The sequence below is a fragment of the Nitrospirota bacterium genome (genome assembly GCA_040752355.1).
In the GTDB taxonomy this organism is placed as follows: Bacteria; Nitrospirota; Thermodesulfovibrionia; order Thermodesulfovibrionales; family Dissulfurispiraceae; genus JBFMCP01.
The window spans coordinates 17,831-43,896 of sequence record JBFMHE010000004.1 but is presented as its reverse complement, the minus strand read 5'-3'; the positions used below and the strand labels follow the sequence as shown (position 1 = coordinate 43,896).

Annotated in this window: 20 protein-coding genes, 2 tRNA genes and 1 pseudogene; 18 read left to right on the top strand and 5 right to left on the bottom strand. The window is 59.1% G+C overall.

Annotation, left to right across the window (positions count from 1 at the left end):
- The first annotated feature begins 135 nt into the window (after positions 1 to 135).
- The 8 genes from AB1805_04060 to AB1805_04025 all read left to right on the top strand — a co-directional run bounded on the left by AB1805_04060 (position 136) and on the right by AB1805_04025 (position 10,102).
- Positions 136 to 2,817 (top strand): HAD-IC family P-type ATPase, encoded by a 2,682-nt coding sequence (locus tag AB1805_04060; GenBank protein ID MEW5744599.1) that lies wholly within the window; start codon positions 136 to 138, stop codon positions 2,815 to 2,817.
- Positions 2,818 to 2,828: 11 nt separating this feature from the next.
- Positions 2,829 to 3,893: an AI-2E family transporter gene (locus tag AB1805_04055; GenBank protein MEW5744598.1), complete on the top strand. Its 1,065-nt coding sequence runs from the start codon at positions 2,829 to 2,831 to the stop codon at positions 3,891 to 3,893.
- An 82-nt stretch (positions 3,894 to 3,975) separates the two neighbouring features.
- Entirely contained in the window at positions 3,976 to 6,375 is a 2,400-nt protein-coding gene (ppsA, locus tag AB1805_04050) for a phosphoenolpyruvate synthase (protein ID MEW5744597.1), read from the top strand.
- A 118-nt stretch (positions 6,376 to 6,493) separates the two neighbouring features.
- Entirely contained in the window at positions 6,494 to 6,934 is a 441-nt protein-coding gene (locus AB1805_04045) for a transcriptional repressor (protein ID MEW5744596.1), read from the top strand.
- Positions 6,924 to 7,910 (top strand): metal ABC transporter substrate-binding protein, encoded by a 987-nt coding sequence (locus AB1805_04040; protein ID MEW5744595.1) that lies wholly within the window; start codon positions 6,924 to 6,926, stop codon positions 7,908 to 7,910. The genes AB1805_04045 and AB1805_04040 overlap by 11 nt, the downstream gene beginning before the upstream one ends.
- A complete protein-coding gene (locus AB1805_04035) occupies positions 7,907 to 8,668 on the top strand; it encodes an ABC transporter ATP-binding protein (GenBank protein MEW5744594.1) in 762 nt (253 codons plus the stop codon). Before AB1805_04040 ends, AB1805_04035 begins: the two co-directional genes overlap by 4 nt.
- A 57-nt stretch (positions 8,669 to 8,725) precedes the next feature.
- Complete coding sequence (locus tag AB1805_04030) at positions 8,726 to 9,568, top strand: metal ABC transporter permease (GenBank protein MEW5744593.1); 843 nt, start codon at positions 8,726 to 8,728, stop codon at positions 9,566 to 9,568.
- A 171-nt stretch (positions 9,569 to 9,739) separates the two neighbouring features.
- The gene (locus AB1805_04025) at positions 9,740 to 10,102 is read left to right on the top strand and encodes a hypothetical protein (GenBank protein ID MEW5744592.1); all 363 of its coding nucleotides are present in this window, start codon (positions 9,740 to 9,742) and stop codon (positions 10,100 to 10,102) included.
- A gap of 54 nt (positions 10,103 to 10,156) precedes the next feature.
- Here the strand turns inward: AB1805_04025 and AB1805_04020 are convergent, their stop codons facing one another.
- Entirely contained in the window at positions 10,157 to 11,092 is a 936-nt protein-coding gene (locus tag AB1805_04020) for a L,D-transpeptidase family protein (GenBank protein ID MEW5744591.1), read from the bottom strand.
- A gap of 81 nt (positions 11,093 to 11,173) precedes the next feature.
- Between AB1805_04020 and AB1805_04015 the strand changes: the two genes are divergently transcribed.
- From AB1805_04015 to AB1805_04000, 4 genes are all read left to right on the top strand, one after another.
- Positions 11,174 to 11,249, top strand: a tRNA-Val gene (locus AB1805_04015).
- 115 nt (positions 11,250 to 11,364) lie between these two features.
- Positions 11,365 to 11,441: transfer RNA gene (locus AB1805_04010), tRNA-Asp, on the top strand.
- Between the two features lie 313 nt (positions 11,442 to 11,754).
- Positions 11,755 to 12,069, top strand: coding sequence for a hypothetical protein (locus tag AB1805_04005; GenBank protein MEW5744590.1), 315 nt, complete (start codon positions 11,755 to 11,757; stop codon positions 12,067 to 12,069).
- Positions 12,057 to 12,299, top strand: coding sequence for a type II toxin-antitoxin system HicA family toxin (locus tag AB1805_04000; protein ID MEW5744589.1), 243 nt, complete (start codon positions 12,057 to 12,059; stop codon positions 12,297 to 12,299). The genes AB1805_04005 and AB1805_04000 overlap by 13 nt, the downstream gene beginning before the upstream one ends.
- 180 nt (positions 12,300 to 12,479) lie before the next feature.
- Here AB1805_04000 and AB1805_03995 read toward each other — a convergent pair.
- Positions 12,480 to 12,641, bottom strand: a pseudogene (locus AB1805_03995) (helix-turn-helix domain-containing protein).
- 415 nt (positions 12,642 to 13,056) lie between these two features.
- On the opposite strand from AB1805_03995, the gene ftsH reads away from it, so the two are divergent.
- Positions 13,057 to 14,931, top strand: coding sequence for an ATP-dependent zinc metalloprotease FtsH (ftsH, locus tag AB1805_03990; protein MEW5744588.1), 1,875 nt, complete (start codon positions 13,057 to 13,059; stop codon positions 14,929 to 14,931).
- 367 nt (positions 14,932 to 15,298) lie between these two features.
- Here the strand turns inward: ftsH and AB1805_03985 are convergent, their stop codons facing one another.
- Positions 15,299 to 15,526: a UPF0175 family protein gene (locus AB1805_03985; GenBank protein ID MEW5744587.1), complete on the bottom strand. Its 228-nt coding sequence runs from the start codon at positions 15,524 to 15,526 to the stop codon at positions 15,299 to 15,301.
- A 410-nt stretch (positions 15,527 to 15,936) separates the two neighbouring features.
- On the opposite strand from AB1805_03985, the gene AB1805_03980 reads away from it, so the two are divergent.
- Both AB1805_03980 and AB1805_03975 read left to right on the top strand, forming a co-directional pair.
- On the top strand, positions 15,937 to 16,935 hold the full coding sequence (locus AB1805_03980; protein MEW5744586.1) for a mechanosensitive ion channel family protein: 999 nt from the start codon (positions 15,937 to 15,939) through the stop codon (positions 16,933 to 16,935).
- A 242-nt stretch (positions 16,936 to 17,177) separates the two neighbouring features.
- The gene (locus tag AB1805_03975; protein MEW5744585.1) at positions 17,178 to 19,010 is read left to right on the top strand and encodes a transketolase; all 1,833 of its coding nucleotides are present in this window, start codon (positions 17,178 to 17,180) and stop codon (positions 19,008 to 19,010) included.
- 36 nt (positions 19,011 to 19,046) lie between these two features.
- Here AB1805_03975 and AB1805_03970 read toward each other — a convergent pair whose 3' ends face one another.
- Positions 19,047 to 20,495, bottom strand: coding sequence for an FAD-dependent oxidoreductase (locus AB1805_03970; protein MEW5744584.1), 1,449 nt, complete (start codon positions 20,493 to 20,495; stop codon positions 19,047 to 19,049).
- 418 nt (positions 20,496 to 20,913) lie between these two features.
- On the opposite strand from AB1805_03970, the gene arsS reads away from it, so the two are divergent.
- Together arsS and AB1805_03960 are read left to right on the top strand one after the other, a co-directional pair.
- Positions 20,914 to 22,908, top strand: coding sequence for an arsenosugar biosynthesis radical SAM (seleno)protein ArsS (gene arsS / locus AB1805_03965; GenBank protein ID MEW5744583.1), 1,995 nt, complete (start codon positions 20,914 to 20,916; stop codon positions 22,906 to 22,908).
- Between the two features lie 70 nt (positions 22,909 to 22,978).
- Positions 22,979 to 23,683 (top strand): TVP38/TMEM64 family protein, encoded by a 705-nt coding sequence (locus AB1805_03960; GenBank protein MEW5744582.1) that lies wholly within the window; start codon positions 22,979 to 22,981, stop codon positions 23,681 to 23,683.
- Positions 23,684 to 23,751: 68 nt separating this feature from the next.
- Here AB1805_03960 and AB1805_03955 read toward each other — a convergent pair whose 3' ends face one another.
- Positions 23,752 to 24,486: a response regulator transcription factor gene (locus AB1805_03955; protein ID MEW5744581.1), complete on the bottom strand. Its 735-nt coding sequence runs from the start codon at positions 24,484 to 24,486 to the stop codon at positions 23,752 to 23,754.
- Between the two features lie 242 nt (positions 24,487 to 24,728).
- On the opposite strand from AB1805_03955, the gene AB1805_03950 reads away from it, so the two are divergent.
- A complete protein-coding gene (locus AB1805_03950; protein ID MEW5744580.1) occupies positions 24,729 to 26,006 on the top strand; it encodes a family 1 glycosylhydrolase in 1,278 nt (425 codons plus the stop codon).
- Positions 26,007 to 26,066 lie beyond the last annotated feature (60 nt).

Genomic DNA, 26,066 nt, shown 5'->3' with positions numbered 1-26,066 from the left:
GGGAGGAGGCTCGCCCTTTCGTTTGACAACCGAAGTGAGGGGTGATAGCATCTAAGAAACAAACGCGCCATTTCTACGCTGTGCTATTGACGGCCTCCTGCAGTATGTATCACCGCTCCCGGAGCATCTGACACCATGAACGAGACCTGGTACCAGCGCACTGTTCAAGAGACCTTTGCCGAGCTCGGCGCCTCCGAGCACGGCCTGTCCGACGCAGCGGCGAAGGAGCGCCTCGAGCGGTACGGTCCGAACAAGCTCGCGGAAGAGGAGGAGATAAGCAAGCTCCGGATACTCCTGCACCAGGTCGCCAGCCCGCTCATCTATATCCTCATCATCGCCGCGATAGTCACGTTCATCCTGAGAGAGCTGATCGATACCGGCGTCATCATGGCGGTCGTCATCTTCAATGCGGTCATCGGGTTCTTCCAGGAGTACAAGGCCGAGCAGAGCATACGGGCGCTCAAGCAGATGGTGGTCCCCAAGGCGCGGGTGTTGAGAGACGGCAAGGAGCGGGAGATAAGGAGCGAGGAACTGGTTCCGGGCGACATCGTGCTGCTCGCCTCGGGCACGAGAGTGCCCGCGGATATGCGGGTGACCCATGCTCTCGAGCTGAAGGTCGAGGAGGCGATGCTGACCGGTGAGTCGCTTCCCTCCGAAAAGCATTCCCGTCCGATCAACGAGGACCATCTGTCCCCGGGAGACCAGAGGAACATGCTCTTCATGGGGACCATTGTCCTGAGCGGCAGGGCCAGAGGGGTCGTCGTCGCCACGGGCTCCGCTACGGTGCTCGGGACGATCGCGAGCGAGGTGAGGGAGTTCGAGGTGAGCAGGACCCCCTTGCAAAGGAAGTTCGACCGGTTCGCCAAATGGATCGGCGTGATCGTCCTCGCCGCCTCGATAGCGCTGTTCGGTGTCGGGGTCCTCGTCGGCGAGGATATCCGGAGCATGTTCATGACCATGGTCGCCGCTGCGGTGGCGACCGTTCCCGAAGGACTGCCCATCGTCGTTACCATAACCCTTGCGATCGGGGTCGCGCGGATGGCGCGGCAGCATGCGATCATCAGGAAGCTCCCCGCGGTCGAGACCCTCGGCAGCACGACGGTCATAGGCTCCGACAAGACCGGGACCCTGACCAAGAACGAGATGACCGTGAAGGCGATCTATGATGGCAAGCGTATCTATGAGGTTGAGGGGAGCGGCTATGAGCCTGCAGGGGAGATACGCGGAGGAGGGAAGGCCGAGGACCCTGAAGCGATGCAGCGTCTGAGGCGTGTCCTCCGCATAGGGCTGCTCTGCAACGAGTCGGACATTTACGAGGAGGAGGGGCGGTACAAGGCCGACGGCGATCCTACCGAGGCGGCGCTCATCGTCTCTGCGCTCAAGGGGGGGCTCGACAGGGAGGAGGAGCAGGAGGAGTATCCCCAGATCGGGATCGTCCCCTTCGAATCCGAACGGGGATACATGGCGACGCTGCACCGGCACCGGGGGCGCACCCTGGTCTTCGTCAAGGGAGGCCCCGAGAAGGTGCTGGACATGTGCGCCCGGTATTCTGTCGATAACGGTGATGAAGGGCCGGAGAGAGAGGAGATCGCCCGCCGCGCGGCACGGTTCGCCGAGGAGGGGCTGCGCGTCCTCGCCCTCGCCTACAAAGAGGCCCCCCCGGAGATGGACGAACTGACCCACCACGATGCGGAGTCAGGGTTGACCTTTGCAGGGCTCCAGGGCATGATCGACCCGCCGCGGCCCGAGGCGATAGAGGCTGTCGAGGGCTGCAAGCGCGCGGGGATCCGGGTCGTGATGATCACCGGCGACCACGCGATCACTGCAAAGGCCATCGCGAAGAAGATCGGCATTGCCGAGGGCGATGAGGCGGTCCTCACCGGCAAGGAGCTGGAAGAGATGGATGACGCGGCGCTCTTCGAGCAGGTGAAGACCGTATCCGTATACGCACGGGTATCCCCGCACCATAAGCTGAGGATCGTGGAGCAGCTCAAGACGAACGGGGAGATCGTGGCCGTTACCGGCGACGGGGTCAATGACGCGCCGGCGCTCAAGGCGGCGCATATCGGCATCGCCATGGGCAGGAGCGGCACCGACGTGGCGAAAGAGGCCTCGGACATGGTGCTCACCGACGATAACTTCGCCAGCATCTTCAATGCGGTGAAAGAGGGCAGGATCGTCTTCGACAACATCCGCAAGGTCGTCTTCTTCCTCATTCCCACCGGGATCGCCGCGATCATCTCGATTATCGGCACGGTCCTCCTGGGACTGCCCATACCCTACCTGCCTTCGCAGCTTCTCTGGATAAACCTGGTGACGAACGGCCTGCAGGTGATCGCCCTCTCGTTCGAGCCGGGCGAGAGGAATGTCCTTACCCGGCCGCCCCTCGATCCACGGGAAGGGATAATGTCCCGGGTGCTGATCGAGCGGACGGTGCTCGTCGGTCTCCTCATCTCGGCAGGCGTGGTCTATAACTTCTTCATCTCCCTCAGGGGGCCGGGGTCGCTCGAGCATGCGCGCACGGTTGCGGTGACCACGATGGTGGTCTTCCAGTTCCTCCAGGCGTGGAACAGCCGTTCCGAGTACCAATCCGTGTTCCGGATGCGCCCTCTCGGCAACCCGTTTCTCTTCTACGGCATGATCGCCTCGTTCCTCGCCCAGGGTGCGGTCATTTATCTGCCGGCGCTCCAGTGGGTCTTCAGGACCGAGCCGATAGCGGTCGGCGAGTGGGCGCGGATTCTCGCCGTCGCTGCCACGGTCATCGCTGCCGTCGAGATCGACAAGGCGGTGAGGAGGGCGAAGAGGGGCACGTCCTGACCGGAGGCGCTATGGCCGTTCCGAAATTCTATATCGCCCTCCTGATCGTCCTCGCCGTACTCTTCGGCTATCTCAGCTATCTCGTGGCAGCGCCGTTCCTTTCCTCTCTCGTATGGGCCCTCGCGTTCTCGGTCGTCTTTCACCCGGTGTATGCGTTTCTCCTCACCTATGTGCGGTGGAAATCTCTCGCCGCCTCCCTGGTGCTGGGGTTGATCCTCGCGCTCATCGCGGGCCCGCTCTCCTATGTGGCGGTTCTGCTGGGGAGGGAGCTGTTCTCCCTCGCGGAATATCTCGAGAGCGGCGGGATATCGAGCTTCGGCGATATCGCCCGGCACCCGCTCTTCCGGGAGGCGGTCGAGGCGATTGCGGATATCACCTCGGTTCCCGAGGAGAAGGTAACCCGGACGATCATGAGCAATCTCTCGACAGCAGGAAGAGAGCTCGCCTTCAGGATCACGGGCTTTGCCGAAAGCCTCCTTGCCGCACTCCTCAATCTCTTTTTCATGACGGTCGCAATCTTCTTCCTCCTGAAGGACGGCGCCGGGCTCTTCCGGAAGGTCCGCGACTCCCTGCCTTTTGCGGCGGAGCGGAAAGAGACCGTGGCGCGGCGCGTCAAGGACATCATCTTCTCGACCATGTACGGCGGCGTCGTCATCGCCATGGTCCAGGGACTCCTGGGAGGGATCGCTTTCTTCGGCCTCGGCTTCTCGTCTCCGGTCCTCTGGGGATTCATCATGGCCGTCGCCTCATTCCTTCCGGCAGTCGGAACGCTCGCTGTCTGGGGCCCTGTCACCGTCTACCTCTTCGTTCAAGAGGAGGTCGTCAAGGGCATCATCCTCGCCGCAGTGGGGGTGTTCGGCATCAGCATGGTGGATGAGTTCCTGAGACCCTACGTCATCGGCAGCAGGACACGCATGCCCTTTCCCGTTCTCTTCTTCAGCGTCATCGGCGGCGTGCAGCAGTTCGGCCTGCTGGGGCTCGTAGCGGGCCCGATGATCCTGGTCATCTTCGCCTCGGTCATGGAGGTCCTGCGGGGAGTCGAGAGAGCGCGGCAGGGCGAGAGCAGCGTTTCTTGACAGGCGAAAGGAATCCTGATAAATAGGAATTAGATCAGGAATTAGATCAATAAGTCCTCTCTTCCCGGTAAAAGGAGCGAGTATGACATCGACGAAAGAATATATACGCTGGTTCGAGGACCTGGGTTCGCGCGACGTGCCGTCGGTGGGCGGAAAAAACGCCTCGCTGGGAGAAATGATCCGCTCCCTCAAGGAGGAAGGCATTCGCGTGCCCGACGGCTTTGCCACTACCGCCGAGGCTTATTGGAAGTTCCTCGGGACCGGCGGCATCGGAAGCAAGATCTCATCGTATCTGGATGCGTGGCGTGCAGGGACGATGCCGCTCGACAAGGCGGGAAAGGCTATACGCCGCCTCTTCCTGGACGCGGAGATCCCGGAGCAGATCGCCGCGGCTGTTCTGAGCGCCTACCGGGAGCTCTGCCGCCGCTATGACACGGAGGATGTGGATGTCGCGGTCAGGAGCAGCGCCACTGCGGAGGACCTTCCCGAGGCGAGCTTTGCCGGTCAGCAGGAGACCTTTCTCAACATCACCGGCGGGAAAGAGCTGCTCGACGCATGCAGGCGGTGCTACGCCTCGCTCTTCACCGACCGGGCGATAAGTTATCGCGATGCCCACGGGTTCGACCACATGAAAGTGGCGCTCTCGGTCGGGGTGCAGAAAATGGTGCGCTCCGACAGAGCGAGCGCGGGGGTGATGTTCTCGATCGATACCGAAACCGGGTTCCCGGAGGCGGTGGTGATCAACGCCTCGTGGGGGCTGGGCGAGAACGTGGTCAAGGGTGCGGTGACTCCCGATGAGTATATGGTCTTCAAGCCCCTGCTGAGGGATCCGCAGCTGAAGCCGATCATCGAGAAGAGCCTCGGCACCAAAGAGAAGAAGATGGTCTATGCAACCGGAGGGACCGGCACCACCAGGAATGTCGACACCACCATGGGGGAGCGCCGCGCGTTCGTCCTGGAGGACGGCGAGATCGTACAGCTTGCGCGGTGGGCTTCGGTCATCGAGCGGCATTACGGCGTGCCGATGGATATGGAATGGGCCAAGGACGGCGATACGGGAGAGCTGTTCATTGTGCAGGCGCGGCCCGAAACCGTACAGTCCCGGAGAGAGGCGGACGTATTCACGTCCTACGCGCTGAAAGAGAAAGGGGAGCTGCTGCTTACCGGCCTCGCTATCGGCCAGGCTGTTTCGGCGGGCAGTGCCCTCGTCATCAAGAGCGCCGATGAAATCGGCCGTTTCGAGGAAGGGGCCATCCTGGTCACGGGGATGACCGATCCCGACTGGGTGCCGATCATGAAGAAGGCGAAAGGCATCGTCACCGACTACGGCGGCCGGACCTCCCATGCAGCGATCGTGAGCAGGGAGCTCGGGATCCCCGCGGTTGTCGGCACGGGCAGCGCCACAAAGGTCCTGCGGGACGGCGAGGAGATAACGCTCTCCTGCGCCGAGGGCGATCAGGGCCATATCTATAAAGGCATGCTCGAGTTCGAGGAGACCGAGATGCGCCTGGAGGACGTCCCCCGCGTCAAGACGCAGATGATGATGAACATCTCCAGCCCTGCAGCGGCATTCCGGTGGTGGCGCCTGCCGGTGAGAGGAGTGGGCCTGGCGAGGATGGAGTTCATCGTCAACAACATCATAAAAATCCACCCGATGGCCCTTGTCCGTTTCGATCAGGTGGAGGACACGAACGCGCGAAGAGCGATCGAAGAGCTTACGGCGGGCTACGGGGATAAGGCAGAGTATTTCATCGAGAACCTGGCGTACGGTATCGCCAGGATCGCCGCATCCCGCTACCCCGACGAGGTCATCGTCCGCATGAGCGACTTCAAGACGAACGAGTACGCCGATCTCATCGGCGGACGGCAGTTCGAGCCGGAGGAGGAGAATCCCATGCTCGGGTTTCGCGGCGCCTCGCGCTACTACAGCGACCGTTACCGGGAGGGTTTTGCGCTCGAGTGCAGGGCGCTCAAACGGGTCCGCGACGAGATAGGGATGACCAACGTCGTCATCATGATACCGTTCTGCCGGACCCTGGAGGAAGCCGACAGGGTGCTCGATGTGTTATCGCACAACGGGCTCAGGCGCGGCGAGCGGGGCCTCCAGGTGTATGTCATGGCGGAGATACCCTCCAACATCATCCTCGCCGAGCAGTTCGCGGAGCGTTTCGACGGCTTTTCGATAGGGTCGAACGACCTGACGCAGCTCGTGCTCGGCGTGGACCGCGATTCGGCGGAGCTGAAAGCGCTCTTCGACGAGCGCAACGAGGCGGTCAAGAGAATGATCCGGAGCCTGATCGAGACCGCCCATCGGAGCGGCGTCAAAGTCGGCCTCTGCGGCCAGGCGCCGAGCGATTACCCCGAATTCGCGGAATTCCTGGTAGAGGCGGGCATCGACTCCATATCGCTCAATCCCGACAGCGTCCTCCCGGTGATCCCCCACGTAGCGAAGGCCGAACAGGCCGCACTGACACCCGCCTGATCAAACCGATGCAAAGAGCGGCCGCCGCCCTGCGCACTTGACAGGGGCAAGGAAATATGGAAAGATTTATAAATAGAAATTATTTCCATTTACCAGGACGGCACCGGCGGCCCGATCGATGCAGTGCTCATACCATCAGACATTGAAGCGCCTCAACCTCAAGGCGACGCCGAAGCGGCTCGCGATCCTCGATATCCTCGCGGGCGAGCTCGTCTACCTGGGGCCCGAAGAGGTCTGGGCCCGGCTGAAGGAGCGCTTCAGGCGGGTAGGGCTCCCGACGGTCTACCGGAACCTCGAAGAGCTCTCCGAGGGCGGCGTCATCTCGAAGGTGATCCACCCCGACCGCAAGCTCTACTACTATTACTGCAGGAACGAAGGCCACCACCACCACTTCATCTGTATCTCCTGCCGCAAGGTGGAGGATGTCGCCTTCTGCGCGGAGCAGGAGATCACCCGGGAGGTCGCCGAGAAGATCAAGGGGAGGGTCCTCTCGCATATCCTCCAGATAAACGGCCTCTGCAGGAAATGCGTCGGCAAGGAGAAGCGCCGTGCCGGGTGAGCGGAGCGCCGTCATTCGTTTCTTCAGGGCAGCCGGCATGCTCGCGCTGGTGCTGCTGGCCGCCGCCTGCACGAAGCCCGAGAGCCGCGACCCGGGAAAACCCCGGGGCGCCGGCGGCCAGCGGCTCGAAGCGGTCGCCAGTCTCTTCCCGCTCTACGACTTCGCCCGGCAGATCGGCCAGGAGAGGGCGGACGTCACGCTGTTCCTCCCTCCCGGCGTCGAGCCCCACAGCTTCGAGCCGAAGCCGAGCGATGTCGTGCTCCTCGGCAGGGCCGACCTCGTCATCTACACGAATAAATACATGGAGCCCTGGATCGACGATATCCTCAAAGGGGTAAACAATCACGGGCTCCTCGTGGTCGACGCGAGCAGGGGCATCTCCCTTTACGAGGGGAAAGAGGAGGCGCACGGCCGCGATCATGGACACGGGCACGAGAGCGGGAGAGCCGTCGATCCCCATATCTGGCTCGATCTCTCGAATGCCATCGTCATGGTCGATACGATCCTCGAAGGCTTCGTCGCGAAAGACCCGGCCAACGGAGACTTCTACCGGAAGAACGCCGAGGCGTACAAGGCGAAGCTCGCCGCCCTCGACCGGCGGTTCAGCGAGACCCTGAACGGCTGCAGACGGCGCACCATCGTGAGCGGCGGCCACTTCACCTTCGGCTACCTGGCGCGGCGGTACGGCCTCGCGCATGTCTCCGCCTACGGCTTCTCCCCGGACGCCGAGCCCACGCCGCAGGGGATCATCGCGGTCAGCAGGACGTTGAGACAGCACGGGCTGAAACACCTCTTCTACGAGGAGCTCATCACTCCCCGCGTAGCCGAGACGATCGCGCGGGAGACCGGGGCCGCGCTCCTGATGCTCCACGGAGCGCACAACATCTCGCGGGAGGATTTCGAGCGCGGGACCACCTTTCTCTCGCTCATGGAGCAGAATCTCCATAACCTCACCATAGGACTCCAGTGCCGATGACAGCGGGCGAAACGGTCGTCGCGCTCGAGGGGGTCGGCCTCGAGTACAACGGCATCGAGGTGCTGAGCGATATCTCCTTTGCGGTGGAGCGGGGAGACTACATCGGCCTGGTAGGGCCCAACGGCTCGGGCAAGTCTTCCCTCGTCAAGGTGATCCTCGGCCTGCTCCCGGCCTCGCACGGGGCGGCGGCGCTCTTCGGGCAGCCGGCCGCGTCGCTGAAGGAGCGGCGCAGGGTGGGCTATCTGCCCCAGAGGATAGGCTCCTTCAACCCCTTCTTCCCGTCCACTGTGACCGAGATCGTAGGACTCGGCCTGATCGCGACAAAGCGCTTCCCCCGGCGCTGGACGAGAGCGGACAAGTCGGCCATCGAGAGGGCGCTCGACCTCCTGGGCATCGCTGCCATAAAGGATAACCTCATCGGCGAGCTTTCGGGGGGGCAGCAGCAGCGGGTGCTCATCGCGCGGGCGCTCGTGCACGAGCCCTCGGTGCTGATCCTCGACGAGCCGACGACCGCGCTCGACCCCGAAACACGGGAGAACTTTTTTGCGCTCATACGCGACCTCAACCGGCAGCACGGGGTGACGGTGATCCTCATTACGCACGACATCGGCAGCATCGGAAAGTATGCCTCGAAGCTCCTTTACCTCGACAAGAAGGTGATCTTCTACGGCAGCTTCGCCGAGTTCTGCCTCTCCGACCGGATGGCGAAGTTCTTCGGCATCGCCTCGCAGCATCTCATCTGCCACCGGCATGGATGATATGAGAGCGATAACCCCGAAACTCGAATCCCGAAATTCGAAAGCGGAGAGCCGCCTATGAATGTAGGCGAGCTCTTGCAGTACGGCTTCATCCAGCGGGCGCTGCTGGCAGGCGTCTTTGTGGCGCTGCTCTGTTCGAACCTCGGCGTTCTCCTCGTGCTCAGGAGACTCTCGCTCATCGGCGACGGGCTCGCGCATGTCACCTTCGGGAGCGTCGCCCTCGGCCTCGTCCTGAGGGTCTATCCGCTGTACGCGGCTATACCGCTGGTGATGCTGAGCTCGCTGGGCATACTCAAGCTCACCCAGAAGGCGAGGATATACGGCGACGCCGCCATAGGCGTCGTCTCGGCCTTCGGCATCGCCGGGGGCGTGGTGCTGGCGAGCATTGCCGGCGGCTTCAATGTCGATCTCTTCAGCTATCTCTTCGGCAATATCCTCGCGATCAGCGCCGCGGAGGTCCTCACCGCCGTGGTCCTCTCGATGGCTGCGCTGCTGATCGTTTATCTCTATTACCACGAGCTCCTTTCGATCACCTTCGATGAAGAGTTCGCGAGGGCATCGGGCATCAATGCGGACCGGCTCAATGCCGTCGTCGTTCTCCTCACCGCAGTCACGGTCGTGCTCACCATGCGGGTGGTGGGAATACTGCTCACCTCGGCCCTGCTCATTCTGCCTGCGGTCACCTCGCTCCAGCTCGCCCGGGGGTTCAGGCACTCCCTCGTCATCGCCTCCGCAGCCTCGGTCTTCTCGGTGGTGGCGGGAATCGCCCTTTCCTTCTACGCCGACCTGCCTACCGGCGCGACGATCGTCCTCATCAACCTGCTCCTCTTCGTTGCCGCCTTTGCCTTCAAAAGCGCCCTCGTAATGCTGCGCTCCCGGTCCGGACGGCACGGGAGCTGAGCGGCAGCGGAGCGGGCCTGTTCCCCTCCTTGTATCGCGATTTCTTCCATCGTTCTCCCGATGACAGGCAATAAGAAATGTGATACGCTTTATTTAGATTTTTCGTGCAGCAGGCGTAATGGTGCGGACGGATTCCTGATGACTTCATCCGAGAGGAAAGGAGGTGCTTTCATGATGCGGTTCATGGTCCCTGTTACGGCTCTTGTGCTCGCTCTCTCGTCCGGATGCGCTTCGAAGGAGTATGTGCGGCAGCAGGTCGAGCCGTTAAACGACCGGATCGGCAGGCTCGAGCAGCGGGTGGCGGGTCTCGAAGGCAGGCCCTCGCTGTCGGCGGCTGACCTCGATGCAGCGCGCCGCGACGCTGCGGACGCGAAGGCGATGGCACAGGAAGCGCGCAGCGCTGCCAAGGGCGCCGATCCCGATGCCGCCAAGCGGGCAGAGGACGCGGCCAGGCGGGCCGAAGCTGCGGCAGAGCGGGCTGAGAAAGCCGCAGACCGCGCGGCAAAGGCGTTCGAGCTGCAGCAGAGGAAGTAGGAGCGCCGGAGGGCGGGGGCCGGCGTTGCGTGGACGCGCCGCTCCCGTTTCCGGTTATGGAGTGGTATCCTGCATGAAGCCGCGATCGGAGATATCGACAGGAACACCGCTCTTTTCCTTGATGGCCTGCTCGAGGCGGTCGTAATCGATCCGGCCGGCATCGAGCCCCATTCTCGTCAGTAAGAGCATCGCCTCGTCGTAGTAATCATACCGCTCATGCACCGGACCCGCAGGGTCCTCGTGGACCTCGATATGAATGCGGCCCTCCCGGACCCCGATCTTCACCGGCTGCCGCACGATGACCACCTTCGCTCCCACCGGTGTCAGTTGGTAGAGGCGGGGGATATCTTCGGGGTAGAGCCTGATGCAGCCGTGGCTGACGCGCCTGCCCACGCCCCAGGGCCGGTTGGTGCCATGGACGAGAAGAGAGCCGAGCGAGAGACGGAGCGCATGGGAGCCGAGGGGGTTATCAGGCCCGGGAGGCACGACCCGCGGGAGCCCGGGTCTCTCTTTCCTGATCGACTCAGGCACATGCCAGCTCGGGTTCTCTCTCTTCTCGACAACCGTGAAGGCGCCTGTCGGCGTGTCGTTGCCCTCGGCGCCGATACCGATCGGAAAGGTGGCGACGAGGCGCCGGCCGTCCTTTCCCTTTTTCAGGAACGCGTAGAGCCGCATCTCGGAGAGATTGATTACCAGGCCGTCGTACGAAGGGACCCGGGGCAGGACCCATGACCGCGGGACCGTAATCATCTCTCCTTTTCCCGGGATAAAGGGGTCGAGGCCGGGATTCGCAGCGGCGATCTCGTTGTAGCCGAGACCGAATTCCCGGGCCTTTTCGATGAGGGATTCGCCCTTGCCCGTGATCGTTGCAACGGAGACCGCGCCGATCACGGTGGCATTGTCGTCGTAGGAGTATACCTCGGCGCGGGCCGCAGGGCACGAGGCGAGCGCAACCAGGAGCACCGCAGAAAAGAGTGCGTGAAGGACCATACCTCTTCATCATAAAGCACAAAACGGCCCCTGGCAAGGAATTGACAAAAGGCGCGTACCTATAGTTAAATATAAATTCCCGGGCGGATAGCTCAGCTGGGAGAGCGCAGCCCTTACAAGGCTGATGTCACAGGTTCGATCCCTGTTCCGCCTACCATCCATACCGTAATCAGTGATCGGTGGCGGGTGATCGGTAAACAGAAGAAGAAGCGTGATTTTCTTCTCATTAAACTGATCACGGATAACGCATTACCCATCACGGCTTTTAGATTGGGGCGGTAGTTCAGCTGGTTAGAACGCCTGCCTGTCACGCAGGAGGTCGCGGGTTCGAGCCCCGTCCGCCCCGCCAGTTTTTATATTTAATTTCAGCAGCTTATTTTTTTGTTATGTAAAAAAGTACCGTCCCCGGAGTGTCCCCAAAATGCAAAATGTAGTTATCGGATTGACGAGGGGTTGTTAAAATCCGCCTGTAAAACTGTTTGCTGTCGCGTTCCTTTAACATAATCGCTAGTGCCTGATCAAACACCATGAATGTCACTGCATGGCCAAAGAAAACTGGACAAAACCAGACGCTTGTAGTTATGCTGTAAGACCTTCAGCTATCGTGATATAATGAAGTTGAAGTCATCTCCGATAACAATCAAAGAAAGGAGAGCCGAGATATGCCCATCGCAGAGTTCATCGTAAAAGTGCCGGTCAAGATAAAGAAAAAAGCAAACGTGTATATTTCTTCCTGTCCAGTACTTGATGTATATTCACAAGGCAATACTGAAGCTGAGGCAAAGAGAAATCTGGCGGAAGCATTGAGGTTGTTCCTTGTGTCCTGCTTGGAGAGAGGGACATTGGATGCAGTCTTGAAAGAGTGCGGCTTTAAGCTGGTTAAGAAGACAGTTCATGCCCCGAAAGATCAAAATTACGTCTCAATACCTATCCCCTTCAATGTTTCAGGTGGTTGCGCTGTAGCATGCCACGCCTAACGCCGGTTCACTGGAAAGTTCTCGAATGCATTTTTCAAAAGGCTGGCTTTACATTCAGTAGACAGGATGGTTCTCATCGCGCCTATGTTAAAGATGGCGTGCTCAGGCCTGTAGTAATTCCCACCTATAGCAGTATCGATCCTGAACTCATCAAATCCAACATGAGAACAGCTGGGATGTCGAGAGAGCAGTATTTCGAATACCTGAAGGAATGCAAAGGTAAAGCTTAGTCAGCTTTCTTTGAAATGAATAAGGAGCGGGCCTGAGAATCGGGGGGCGATTGTTAATCGGCATCGAATCTTGACCCACCATCGGCGTCCAATTTTGACCCACCCCTAGCGGTCGTTTTTCTTTGCGTTTCTCGTCTTGATTCTCCAGCTATCGTTTCCGGTCTCAATGATATCACAGTTCGGTTGTGTCTTACGGTCATAGGTGAACTCGGTGGCATTGCCCCGGAGCACCTTCTTTACGGTGTTGCGGGACAGGGTGAACTCACGGGCTATCTGCCGTATGGTCTTTCGGTCCCTCTGGTATGCGACACGAATCTTACGGATGGTTTCCACTATCAGCATCTCCTTTCATGTGCTCCTCTCTGTCGTTCATTGCAGAGAGCATGCAGTATCCGCTGAGGTGGGTCAATTTTGGACGCCGATTTACAAACGGCACTTGATCCTACAAAGAATCCCTGGTACAAAGTAAATAAGAGGAGTATCCCGTGAGCAAAGGCGGGTACACACAGCGGAGGATGCCGGCTACAGATTGCGTGGACGGGCGATATCGTCGAGCTGCTCCCTGATGAACCCTTTAGCCCATGGCCTTTCCGGCATACGCCCCTCGTTGTCCAGGTAACGGCCCGCCCGCTGTTCGACAGGAGGAGATCATGTCAGCCTCACAAGTATCGAGTGAACAAAAGAGAGGAGCCCTGAGGAGCGTGAAGCGCCTTTCCGGATTCACCGTCTTTGCAGAGGGCGACGAGGTCGGTCCAAGGTGACGATCTGCGCAAGCCGGTTCATCCTCGCCCTGATCATGCTCCTCTCCTTGTGTCGGTCCGTATCCGCGAACGTTCATGAGCAGCATACCGTCTTCTACCCTCTGGGCTACAGCCAGTTTACCGAGCAGCTGAATGCGGACAACATCGCGTCCGTGACTGTCGAGGGGCTCACGCTGACCGGCGAGCTGAAGGAAGAGACACTGCTGCGGATACCGCCCCAGCCGGGCACCTCTCCCCTGGAGGGGCGGACCGTGCCGGTCAAGAGCTTCCTGGTACACCTGCCCTTTCACAATGAGGCGCTCTTTGCGAGGCTCGAGGAAAAGCGGGTAGCTGTCAACGTCCTGCCTCAGCAGAAGAGCAGTGCAGCAGGCCAGTTCTTCATGACCCTCCTGCCTTTCCTCATCATAGCCGGGATGCTGCTTTTTGTTGCGAGGCGCGCACGGCAAGCGCAGGGGATGGACGGGCGCTTTAGAATGGGCGAAAGCAAGGCAAAACTGTATGATGAGAAAAAGCCCGGCACTACCTTCAGCGATGTGGCGGGGATGGAGAATGTAAAACAGGAGCTCAGGGAGATTGTAGAGTTTTTGAAGAACCCCGAAAAATACCGGGAGTTCGGCGCCAAGATCCCCAAAGGGGTGCTCCTGGCAGGGTACCCCGGCACGGGGAAGACGCTCCTGGCGCGCGCGGTGGCAGGTGAAGCAGGGGTCCCTTTCTACAGCGTGAGCGCATCCGAGTTCGTCGAGATATTCGTGGGGGTCGGCGCCTCGCGGGTGCGGAGCATGTTCAAGGCGGCAAAGGAGAGCCAGCCGAGCATCATTTTCATCGACGAGATCGATGCGGTCGGCCGTGCACGGGAGGCGGGTATCAGCGGAGGGCACGGGGAGCGGGAGCAGACGCTGAACCAGCTCCTGAGCGAGATGGACGGCTTCGAGCCCCATGAGGAGGTCATCGTCATGGCCGCGACCAACAGGCCCGATGTCCTCGACCCGGCGCTCCTCAGGCCCGGCAGGTTCGACAAGCACATCATGATCGACAGGCCCGGCTTGCAGGAGCGGAGGGCGATTCTCGAGGTCCATGTGAAGGGGAAGACGCTGGCGCCCCATGTCGATCTCGAGGCTATCGCCCGCGGGACCCCCGGGATGACCGGGGCAGACCTCGAAAATCTCGCGAATGAAGCAGCCCTTATCGCAATAAGGAACAACCGGGACAAGATAGCCATGACCGATTTCGAGGAGGCGAGGGATATCGTGCTGATGGGGGCTGTTCGAGGAGAACCCATCAGCGAGCTGGAGAAGAGGATCACTGCGTATCACGAGTCCGGGCATGCCCTCGCCGCCCGTATGCTCCCCCATACGGACCCCGTCCACAAGGTCAGCATCATCCCCAGGGGAATGTCCATGGGGGTGACGCAGCTCCTGCCCAAGGAGGACAGGCATTACTATCCCAAGACGTATCTCATGAACAAGCTGAGCGTGGCGCTCGCCGGGCGGGTCGCCGAGAGAATCATCTTCAACGAAACGAGCAGCGGGGCCCACAGCGATCTGAAGGAAGCGACCGCCCTCGCCGAAAAGATGGTGGCCCAATGGGGGATGGGCGACCAGGTAGGCCCCGAAGTCCTCGCCCGGGGTGAGGATGACCTCTTTCTCGGCCGGGGGCTCGCCCGGCCCAAACAGCACAGCGAGCAGACGGCGTGGCTCCTGGACCAGGAAATACACCGGCTGCTCGTCGACGCCGAAGCAAAGGCCGAAGAGATACTCGCAGGCAACAGGGACATCCTCGAAACCCTTGCAGCAACGCTCATGAGAGAGGAGATCGTGGACGGGCATGCCATAGAGCGTATCATAGCGGAGGCCAGAGAGGGGAGCCAATAGCCAAGAGGGTCAGAGCCAATAGCCAAGAGGGTCAGACTTAATTATTGACTTTAGAGGTTTGCGTAAGCAGCAGAAACTAGGGAAGCTACGGGGCAGGTCGTGCAATAACGCATTTTGAATAGTGTTGTACTGTAAGACCCCACTATTTTCACGCCTCACCCGCAAGGCTCAGGGCCTTTTTCAAAATCTCATCGGTAATATAGAATCTGTGCCTCTTAAGATTTTCCCATAGCGGAGCAAGTTCAGAAATGAGCTCTTTCCGCATCGACTGCCGGCGGGATATGAACTTTTCCGAAGAGTTTCCCGAGAATCCAAAGGCGGTCGATCTTGTCGAGGAGTATTAAGGGGCTTGTGTTGGAGACCGCGATCATTCCGGCTTATTTAAAAGCCCTGCTTCTTCTTCCAGCTCTTCAGGAGTTATCCTTATGTACGGTATACCTTTCATTCCGGCGTACCGTATGAATTCAAATCTCTCCATGCCGAGTATTTCTGCTGCCTTGCCGCTCGACAGCTTTCCTTCACGGTATAATTCGAGGATAGCGGCCTCTTTTATTATGTCGGCGCTTTGCTGGTACGTTGTTGACAGCAAGTCCAGGACTTCTGAACTGTTCTTGATGACATCTGGCAGGTCGCATGCACCTTTTCCTCGGGCCGGTCTCCCTACTTATCACTTACCAGTAGATCTACATGCAGTCAAGAAAAAACAGGCGTATCCAGACTTGTACAGGCAACGGCACTTGATCCTACAAAGAATCCCTGGTACAAAGTAAATAAGAGGAGTATCCCGTGAGCAAAGGCGGGTACACACAGCGGAGGATGCCGGCTACAGATTGCGTGAACGGGCGGTATGCAGTAACCATAGGTAAAGCCACCGCTGCTATCGGAACCGTTCTGGACTGGGTGTGGAGGACCGATCATACCATTTCCCCCTGTGCATCGAGCTCAGTTATGAGTCTGACGCGGTCCGCCAGGCTCATCCGGCCCCTGCGCCGATGAGGAGCGCCCGTGCCCTTTGATCTGTCGCCTGCATTGAAACGTCTCGACGGTCTGGCCGACGGCTTTATGCGGGCGCTGCCGGGCATTTTCGTAGCCCTCTTCGTCTTTCTCATCTTTTACGCTGCTGCCAAGGCGGTCAGAATGCTGGCCCGGCGCGCCGCCGAACGGCGCGGACACGTGCATGCCGCGGGACTGGTGATCGGGCGACTGGCCCAGGGGGGAATTGTCCTCGTCGGCACGCTCGTCGCGCTCTCCGTCGCTCTGCCGACCTTCAGGCCGGGCGATATCGTCGAGCTGCTCGGCATCGGGAGCATCGCCATAGGCTTCGCCTTCCGGGATATTCTGCAGAATTTTCTCGCCGGGGTGCTGCTCCTCATAACACGCCCCTTTTACATCGGCGACCAGATCGTGGTGGATACCTATGAAGGAACCGTCGACGATATCCAGACGAGGGCGACGTTCATCAGGACCTACGACGGCCGCCGTATTGTCATTCCGAACGCTGTGCTCTTCACACAGAAGGTCACCGTCAACACTGCGTTCGAGAATCGCCGGCTCGAGTACGACATCGGCATCGGGTACAGCGACAACATCGAAACGGCAAAGCGGCTCATTCTCGATGCGATACGGGAGACGGAGGGACCCCTGAAGATGCCGGAGCCCGATGCGCTCGTTATGGACTTTGGGCCATCGAGCCTCATGATCCGTGCCCGGTGGTGGATAACGCCGCCGCGCCATGCCGATGCCCTCGATGCGCGCGACAAGGTTCTCGCCGCAATACGAGTCAAGCTGAAAGAAAACGGGGTCGACCTGCCGTTCCCGACGCAGCAGATACTCTTTCACGATCAGACCGAAGAGACCGATGGGGACCGGTCGCAGCAGCGGGAGGGATGGCCCGCGGGAAAAGGTCCGGTCCCCCGTCCCCGCGGCATAGCCGGGGCTATCGCGCAGTATGCTCGCCTGTCCGGGCAAAAGGATGGCGATGAACCACGCAGGCCACGCCGATAGCCACGATGGGACGAAATAAAGGGACGCGAAATAAAGGGACGGGTACATTAAGTCGTACCGTACCGCCAGGGGAATGGAAGCGAACGCGGCGGCTTCCAACATGAGGCAGCGGTGCAGAAGTCTCCGAGGTCCGAGGATGGATATGGCCGGGGTCGGCGCCGGCGACTATTCGTTCAGAAAGTGATAAACTGGAGTATGCCCTTCAGCGGCGGCTAACGAACGCACCGGGAGAAGCCTGCGCCATGAGCGATGAAGAGAAACTGGAAAAGCTCGCTCGATTGATCCGCTCCTATATTCTTGTCTCCACTACGGCGGCCGGATCAGGGCATCCGACGTCGTCGCTCTCGGCGGTCGAGCTGATGACCGGCCTCCTTTTCGGCGGGACCTTTCGCTTCGATGCCGGCAACCCCTCCCATCCCAATAACGACCGTCTCATCTTCTCCAAAGGCCATGCTTCTCCTCTCCTCTACGCGCTCTGGGCGGCAGCGGGAGAGGTGACCGAGCAGGAGTTGATGACCATGAGAAAGTTCGGCAGCCCTCTCGAAGGGCATCCTACTCCCGCTTTCCCCTATGCCGAGGCGGCAACGGGCTCGCTGGGGCAGGGGCTCTCCATCGGCTTCGGGATGGCGCTCAATGCCCGCTGTATCGACAAGCTGCCGTACAGGACGTACGTGCTCCTGGGAGACAGCGAGATGGCCGAGGGATCGCAGTGGGAAGCGATACAGCTTGCAGCCCGCTACGGGTTGAACAATCTCATCGGCATCATCGACGTGAACCGGCTCGGACAGCGCGGCGAGACGATGTACGGACACGACCTCTCCGCCTATCGGCAGCGCGTTGCCGCCTTCGGCTGGCATACGGCGGTTATCGACGGGCACTCCTTCCCGGAAGTCCTCGCAGCCTATGAGAAGGCAGTGCAGGCGACCGACAGGCCGACGATGATCATCGCAAAGACCGTCAAGGGAAAGGGCGTTTCGTTCCTCGAAAACATAAACGGGCTCCATGGCACTGCCGTGAAGAACGACAAACTGAAAGCGGCGCTGGAGGATCTCGGAGCGGTCGAGACGGCGGTCCGCGGAGTCATTGCAAAGCCGGAGGCTATAAGACCCGAAGAAAGAAATCCGGTTAAGGCAGCCGAGGTCTCCTATCCCGCCGGTGCTGCTGTGGCGACCAGGAAGGCCTACGGGAACGCGCTGGTACGGATATTCCCGCAGTTCCCCCGAATGGCGGTCCTGGATGCGGAGGTGAGCAACTCCACCTATGCCGAGCTGTTCGGGGAGCGCTATCCGGAGCGCTTTTTCGAGATGTATATTGCCGAGCAGAATATGGTCGGCACAGCGCTCGGGCTCTCGCGCAGAGGAACGATACCCTTTGTCTCTACGTTTGCCGCCTTCTTTACCCGCGCCTTCGACCAGATCAGGATGAGCCGGTACTCGGAAGCGAACATCAAGTTCGCCGGCTCCCATGCAGGGGTATCGATCGGAGAGGACGGCCCTTCGCAGATGGGGCTCGAGGACATCGCCATGTTCAGGACGCTCCTGGACAGCGTGGTGCTGTATCCTTCGGACGCGGTGGCGACGGAGCGGCTGGTCGAGGAGGCTGCCCGGCACAGAGGCATCGTCTACCTGCGGACCACCAGGAAGGAGACTCCTATCATTTACGGCAACGACGAGGCGTTTCCCATCGGCGGGAGCAAAGTGCTCCGGAAGAGCGATCGCGATGCCGTAACCGTGGTTGCAGCAGGCATCACGCTCCACGAGGCGCTCAGTGCCTGCGACGCATTGGAGAAAGAAGGCATCCCCATCCGGGTGATCGACCTCTACAGCGTCAAGCCGATCGACCGGGCCGCGCTCCGCGAGGCTGCCGAAGCGACAAAGAGGATTATAACCGTAGAGGATCACGTCGAAGAAGGCGGCATCGGCGAGGCGGTCAGGAGCGCGCTGTCCGGGTATGCTGTCCCTGTCCATTCGCTGGCGGTGCGGAAAGTTCCGAAGAGCGGGAAGCCGCAGGAGCTCCTCGATTACGAGGAGATATCGAAGGAAGCCATCATCAGGAAAGTGAGGGAGCTGCTATGATGAACGCTGTGTACTCCGTGAGCTTGTCTCCTCACGCTATCCGCACGCCCTCCCTCTCAGGTTGAAGAGGAACGCAAGCCCTTTTTTCACCGTATCCGAGAATATCTTCGTCGAAAGGAAGTTCCCCGCAACCCTCTTGTTGATCTCGCCGAGAGTCGGGTAGGGGTGGATCGCCGAGGCGAGGGTCGAAAACTTCACCTTGCCGTTCATGACCGCGACCCATTCGCTGACCAGCTCTCCCGCATGAGGGCCGAATATCTGGACGCCTATCGGCTTTTCCTTTTCGTCGAGGAGCATCTTGATCCTCCCCGCCTCTTCGCCCTCGGCAAGGCTCCGGTCGTTCATCCTGAACTCTTCGGTCCAGACCGAGTAGCCGATGCCGGCCTTTCTTGCCATCCCCTCGTTCATCCCGATGCTCGCCAGTTCGGGGTCCGTGTAGGTGCACCACGGGAGATACGTGAAATCGGCCTTCCGGGGGAGATGGAAGACGGCGTTGCTCACCACAATGCTGCCCTCGTACCCGGCTGCGTGGGTGAAGAGGTATTTCCCGTTGACGTCGCCGATCGCATACATGTGCTTGTGGCTCGTCCTCATCCGGTCGTCGACCTTGATTCCTTTCTTATCGAAATCCATGCCGATGTCTTTCAGCCCCAGGCCTTCCACATTGGCGTCTCTCCCTATCGCGACGAGGATGGTCTCGGCCCTGAGCGTAACTGCAGCGCCTTCGGCGGTCGTGATGACGACCTCCCGCTCGCTGCCCAGATCCCGGGTGCTCTCGATCGAGGCCTTCAGGTAGAAGGTGACCCCCTCGCTGCTTAGAACATTCATCACCATATCCGCCATATCCTTATCTTCCTTGTGAAGAATCTGGTCGGGCCGCTGGATCACGGTAACCTTTGTCCCGAGGCGGGTAAAGGCCTGCGCCATCTCGGTGCCGATGGGACCGCCGCCGAAGATGATCATCGATTTCGGGAGACGCTCCAGGGAGAATATCTGCCTGTTGGTGATGAATGGGGTTGCGTCCAGTCCTTTTATGGGAGGAACCGAGGGCGAGGAGCCCGTCGCGATGACCCAGTTCTTCGCCGAGCAGGTCTTGCCGTTCAGGCGTACGGAATGCTCATCGACGAAGGTCGGTTCTCCGAACTCGACTTTGGCGCCCAGCTTGCAGAATCGCTCCTCGGAATCATGCCTTTGAATGATGCCTATGACGTGTTGAATTCTCTTCGCCACCTCTCCGAAGTCGACCGGCGGCAGCTCGACCGCCGGAAGGCCGAAACGCCCCGCCTGCTGCATCAGATGCCTGACGCGGGAGGTCATGATGAGCGTCTTGCTCGGGACGCATCCGAAATGGAGACAGTCGCCGCCGAGCTTGCCTTCCTTATCGATGAGGAGGGTTTTTGCGCCGAGCTGGGCCGCTCCGGCAGCCACGGTCAATCCGCCGGACCCTCCTCCCAGAATGCCGATATCGAAATCATAGCTGGCCATACATCCTCCTTTCGCAGAGCCGTATATAAGAACTGTACCAGATTTCCCCCTTATCCTCCAGCCGCTTTTGAGGTAGAATGTAACAAATGGCCGCCATGCATGGTGTAGTGCGCCTGCTGCGCGGCGGAGCGCTCTTTCTGAATCATGATAACGAACAGGCGCTGCATTTGATGTAACGGCTATTACCGTTTTCATTCGATTTTTGCTGCATCATATTATAATGAAGGAGATTCCGGAGGATTGGAACTGCATCGCTATCTCAGGAGAGAGCTATAGGTTCTTCTTGAATAACATAAGAGACCCGGAGGCTAAACAGCAGCGGTAAGAGGAGCAGACGCGAACAGAGGACGGGTCGTCTTGATCCTGCATGACGGAATTTTTATGTGCAAGCCACACTTTGAATGCAGAGGGAGGGTTCATGGCGGTTTTGTGGGAAAACGAAAGAATCAGGAAGTCGGCGATCAGCGTCGTTCAGATCAATCTCGGGGACCGGTGCAACCAGAGCTGCTCGCACTGTCACCTCGGGGCATCTCCTCGGGGCAAGAAGAACATGGAGACCGCTACCGCCGGGCATATTCTCCGGAAGCTTCTTGAGACGGATGTCGGCGAGATAGAATTTACCGGAGGCGCACCGGAGCTCAACCCCAGCCTGCGGGTGTTTATCGAGGAGCTGGGAGGGCGTGGTAAACGAACGGTGGTCAGAACGAACCTTACGGTCCTCGATATGCCCGAGCACGGTTCTCTCATCGATATTTATAAGAGATGCGGTACAAAGGTCATTGCGTCGCTGCCCAGCTGTTTCAGGGAGACGACTGACGGACAGCGCGGGAAAGGAGTATTCGATGCGAGCGTCAGCGTCCTGAATAAATTGAACAGGAACGGCTACGGCGTGGACAGCCGTCTTGTGCTGGACCTGGTATACAATCCCGAGGGGGGGTATCTCCCCCCGTCCCCGTCTGACCTGGAACGCGACTACAAGAAGCTGCTCAAGGAGAGGCACGGAATCTCCTTCAACAACCTTATTACCATTACCAACTCGCCGATAGGAGGGTTCAAGCGCTATCTCGTGAGGCGGGGAAGTTTTGATGAGTATATGAAACTGCTGGTGAACAACTTCAACCCTGAGACGTTGAACAGCATCATGTGCAGGCGCCTGCTTTCGGTCGACTATAGGGGCAATGTATACGATTGCGATTTTAATCTTGCTCTCGGCATGAGGATAAAAGGATACGAGGACCGGCGGTTCTGGGAGATCGACTTCGACGACTTCGAGCCCGAGATAACCTGCGGCGAACATTGCTACGCCTGCACGGTTACCAGGGGAAGCAGCTGTCACGGTGCGCTTATAAAAGATGAGGCCGAGTTTGACGTGAAGGAAAGCGTCAGGGACTACTACGGCAGGGAGCTGCGGTCCTCGGCGGACCTGAAGACGACCGCCTGCTGTACCCCCGATGCGCTCCCCGGGCACGTCAGGGAGGTGATGCCCTATATCGCCGACGAGATCAAGGCAAAGTACTACGGGTGCGGTTCGCCTATACCGCTGAGGATCGAGGGACTGAGCGTTCTCGACCTCGGCTGCGGCACCGGACGGGACAGCTACGTGCTCTCGAAGCTTGTGGGCGAAAAAGGCTTTGTGTACGGCCTCGATATGACCGGGCAGCAGATCGAGGTCGCCCGGAAGCACCGGGAGGATCAGGCGAGGAGGTTCGGCTATACAGAGCCCAACACCGAGTTCATCTTCGACTGTATCGAAAATGCGGGGCAGCATTTCGGCAGGGAAACGCTCGACCTGGTCATTTCGAACTGCGTCATCAATCTCGTCGAAGACAAGGAGAGAGCGATCGGGCAGATTTACGAGATGCTGAAGTACGGCGGCGAGTTCCACTTCTCCGATATCTATGCCGACCGGAGACTTCCCGAACATATCAGAAAAGACCCGGTCCTCTACGGAGAATGCCTCGGCGGCGCGCTCTACTACAGGGATTTCGAGAGAATGGCGCGAAGGGCGGGCTTTGCCGACCCGCGTATGATGTCGAAAAGAACCGTTGCGATAACCAACGATGAGGTAAAGAAGCTCACCGGAAACATAACGTTTTTTTCTATTACCTACCGCCTCTGGAAGCTTGAGGGGCTGGATGACGCCTGCGAGGATTACGGGCATATCGCCATTTATAGGGGCGGCATCTCCGAGTCACCCTTCGCTTTTGAGCTCGATGGCTCGCATATTTTCGAGAAGGACAGGCCGGAAAGAGTCTGCGGCAATACGGCATTGATGCTTTCCCGGACGAGATTCGAAGAGTTTTTCGATGTGAGGGGGGACTTCACACAGCATTTCGGAGAGTTTGCAGCCTGCGGAACATCTCTCAGCAGCAGCCAGAGGGGAATGGAACAGGCAGGGGGGGCGTGTTGCTGACGCTGAGAGCAGGCGCGCTCCGGCCGCTGAGCGGTGCGCGTATGGTCTCTCATAGAAATAGAGAGGGACAATGGAAAATAAAAGATCCTTTAAAAAAGTCCTCATCATCGGCATCGTCGTCGGACTCATCGCCGCGTTCTGGTATTTCGACCTCGGTCGATACCTGACCCTGCCTTATATAAAGGATCAGCAGCATAAGTTTTCGCTGCTCTATGCCGGGAATCGTCTGCCGGTCATCGCCGGCTATATGATAATCTATATTCTCGTCACGTCGCTCTCCCTGCCGGGTGCCGCTGTCATGACCCTTGCGGGCGGTGCGCTCTTCGGGTTATGGGCCGGCACGCTGATCGTCTCTTTTGCGAGCACCATCGGTGCGACCCTGGCCTGTGCAGTCTCCCGTTTTGCCCTCCGCGATTGGGTCCAGAAGCGGTTCGGCGACAGATTGAGGGCGGTAAACGAAGGAGTTGAGCGGGAGGGAGCGTTTTACCTCTTCACCCTCCGGCTCATACCGCTTCTCCCCTTCTGGCTGATAAACCTCGCCATGGGGTTGACGAAGATGTCTCTGATTAAATTCTACTGGGTCTCGCAGCTCGGGATGCTGCCCGGCACCGTTGTGTATGTGAATGCCGGAAAAGAGCTCGCCAGGATCGACTCCCTCTCCGGCATCCTCTCGCCGGGGCTGATCTTTTCGTTCGTGCTCCTGGGGCTCTTCCCCCTCGCGGCGAAAAAGCTGCTCGCCCTGTACAGAAGAGAACGGGAAGAGGTCGGAAAATAATCACGAATTTGCTGCCTTATGATATCCGGGGTGGAGGCGGTGAGGGGAGACGCCCGGCTAAGATTGCGTCAATCCGCAGCTTCATCATTTTTGACTTCCAGGAAGTAACCGAGCCCCCGCATCGTCTTGATGTACTTCGGGTTATCGGGGTCGCTCTCGATCTTCATCCTGAGCCGCCGTATGTGGACGTCGACGGTTCTGGGCTCTACGTAGACGCTGTTGCCCCAGACCGCATCGAGAAGCTGGTTTCTATTGTAGATCCTGTTGGGGCGCTTCGCGAGGTAGACGAGCAGCTTGAATTCGATGACGCCGAGCTGTACCGAGCGGCCCTCGACGGTGACCGTATAGCGCTCCTTATCGATGGTGATGGCGCCGACCCGGATGGTGCTCCCTGCGTTTTTGTCCGCCTTTTGCGCGACATCGTCCTTCCGGTCGGTCCTCCGCAATACCGCTTTGACCCTCGCCACGAGCTCCTTACTGCTGAAAGGCTTCGTGACATAGTCGTCGGCGCCCATCTCGAGGCCGAGGATCTTATCGATCTCCTCGCTTTTTGCGGTGAGCATAATGATGGGTATATGAGCGCTATCGGGTCTGCTCTTGATGATCCGGCATATCTCGAGGCCCTGCATTCCCGGCAGCATCAGGTCCAGGAGGACCAGATCATACGTCTTGGTTCCGATTTCCTTTAACGCCGTCTCACCGTCAGGGGCAATAAAAAAGGAAAAACCCTCTTTCCGGAGGTTGTAGCCAACCAGCTCGGCGATATCTGTCTCGTCCTCGACAATGAGTATGCTTTTTGACATGAGGTGAAATAGTCCGCCCGAAGCCGACCGGGCCTTTTTATAGTAACCAATAAATGTTACATTCATGTTAAGCGCACATTAAGATCAGGTTAAAGGCTCCCCGCATGGACTCCGACGATGTAACCGACAGGTAATGTCCCTGTAATCCCCTGGTAATGATGCGCGATTTACAATAGTCACTATGAGTACGGGCCCAGGAGAATGCCTCCTTCCCCCTCATCACAACAAAGCGCTAGGCGGGTATGACTGATAAAGAACGATTTCTATGGGGAGTGGCTACCTCCGCGTTTCAGCTCGAGGGATCTCCCTATGCCGACTGGGCCACGTGGGATGAGAAGCTGACGTCGAATCCGAACGTAACCGAGCACTTCAGCCGGTACAGGGAGGATTTGCGGTTGCTGAAAGAGCTGGGCGTTAATGCCTACCGGTTTTCGGTTGAATGGAGCAGGATACAGCCTCGAGAGAATACCTGGGACGCTGCTGCCCTGGCACATTATCAGGAAATTATAGATATCCTCATCGGCAGCAACATAGAGCCGATGGTCACGCTGCACCATTTCACCCATCCCCTGTGGTTTCTTAAGAAATATCCCTGGCACCATGAAGCATCCATTGAAAAGTTTCTCGCCTTTGTAGAGAAGGTTGCCGAAACGCTAAAAGGGGTTCGCTACTGGATCACCTTCAATGAACCGTATGTCCTCGTCCTGGCGGGCTATTTCGAAGGGTGTACGCCGCCGGGCATCAAGGATGTTTCCCTTGGCCTGAAGGCGCTGCAGCATATCCTCATCAGCCATGGCGCAGCATACGACATGCTTCATGCCATGGTTGCCGGCGATCCCCTGGTGAGCGTCGCCCATAATATGGCCGCCCTCTCGCCATGGCGCCGCTGGAATCCGCTCGATAAGGTCCTCGCGAAGATTGCGAAGTATTTCTACAACCATTCGCTTATCGACGCCTTTCTGACCGGCACCCTGCATATCCGGATGCCGTTTAGAAAAGAGGTCAGTGTTGCGGTCCCTATAAAGGATAAGCTCGACTTTTTCGGCGTGAACTACTACACGAGGATCCATATGAGGTTTAATCCCTTCAAGAAGATGGGGATCGAACTGAGGCACCTCGACATCGACGGATACGGGCTGACCGACATGGGATGGGAGATCCATCCCCGGGGCCTCGAGAAGGTGCTGCGGTATGCATCGAAGCTGAAGGTGCCTTTGATCATAACGGAAAACGGCATCGCTACCAGAGACTGCCAGGAGAAGATCCGGTATATGAGACACCACATCGATGTGCTCGAGAAGTGCATCAAGGCCGGCATGGACGTGAGGGGATATTTCTACTGGACGCTCATCGACAACTATGAATGGCTGGAAGGGCTCGACGCCCGCTTCGGACTCTATCACGTCGATTTCGAAACACTCGAACGCACGCCCACCAACGCCGCTTCCTACTATTCGTACCTCATCAGGAGCCGGTCGGAGGCGATACGGGAATGGTGCTGTCACACTCGCACCGAGTAGGAATCTCCTCTCCTCTGTCTCATGGAACTCCCCTCCGGGATGCGTCCTGAACCTTAACGC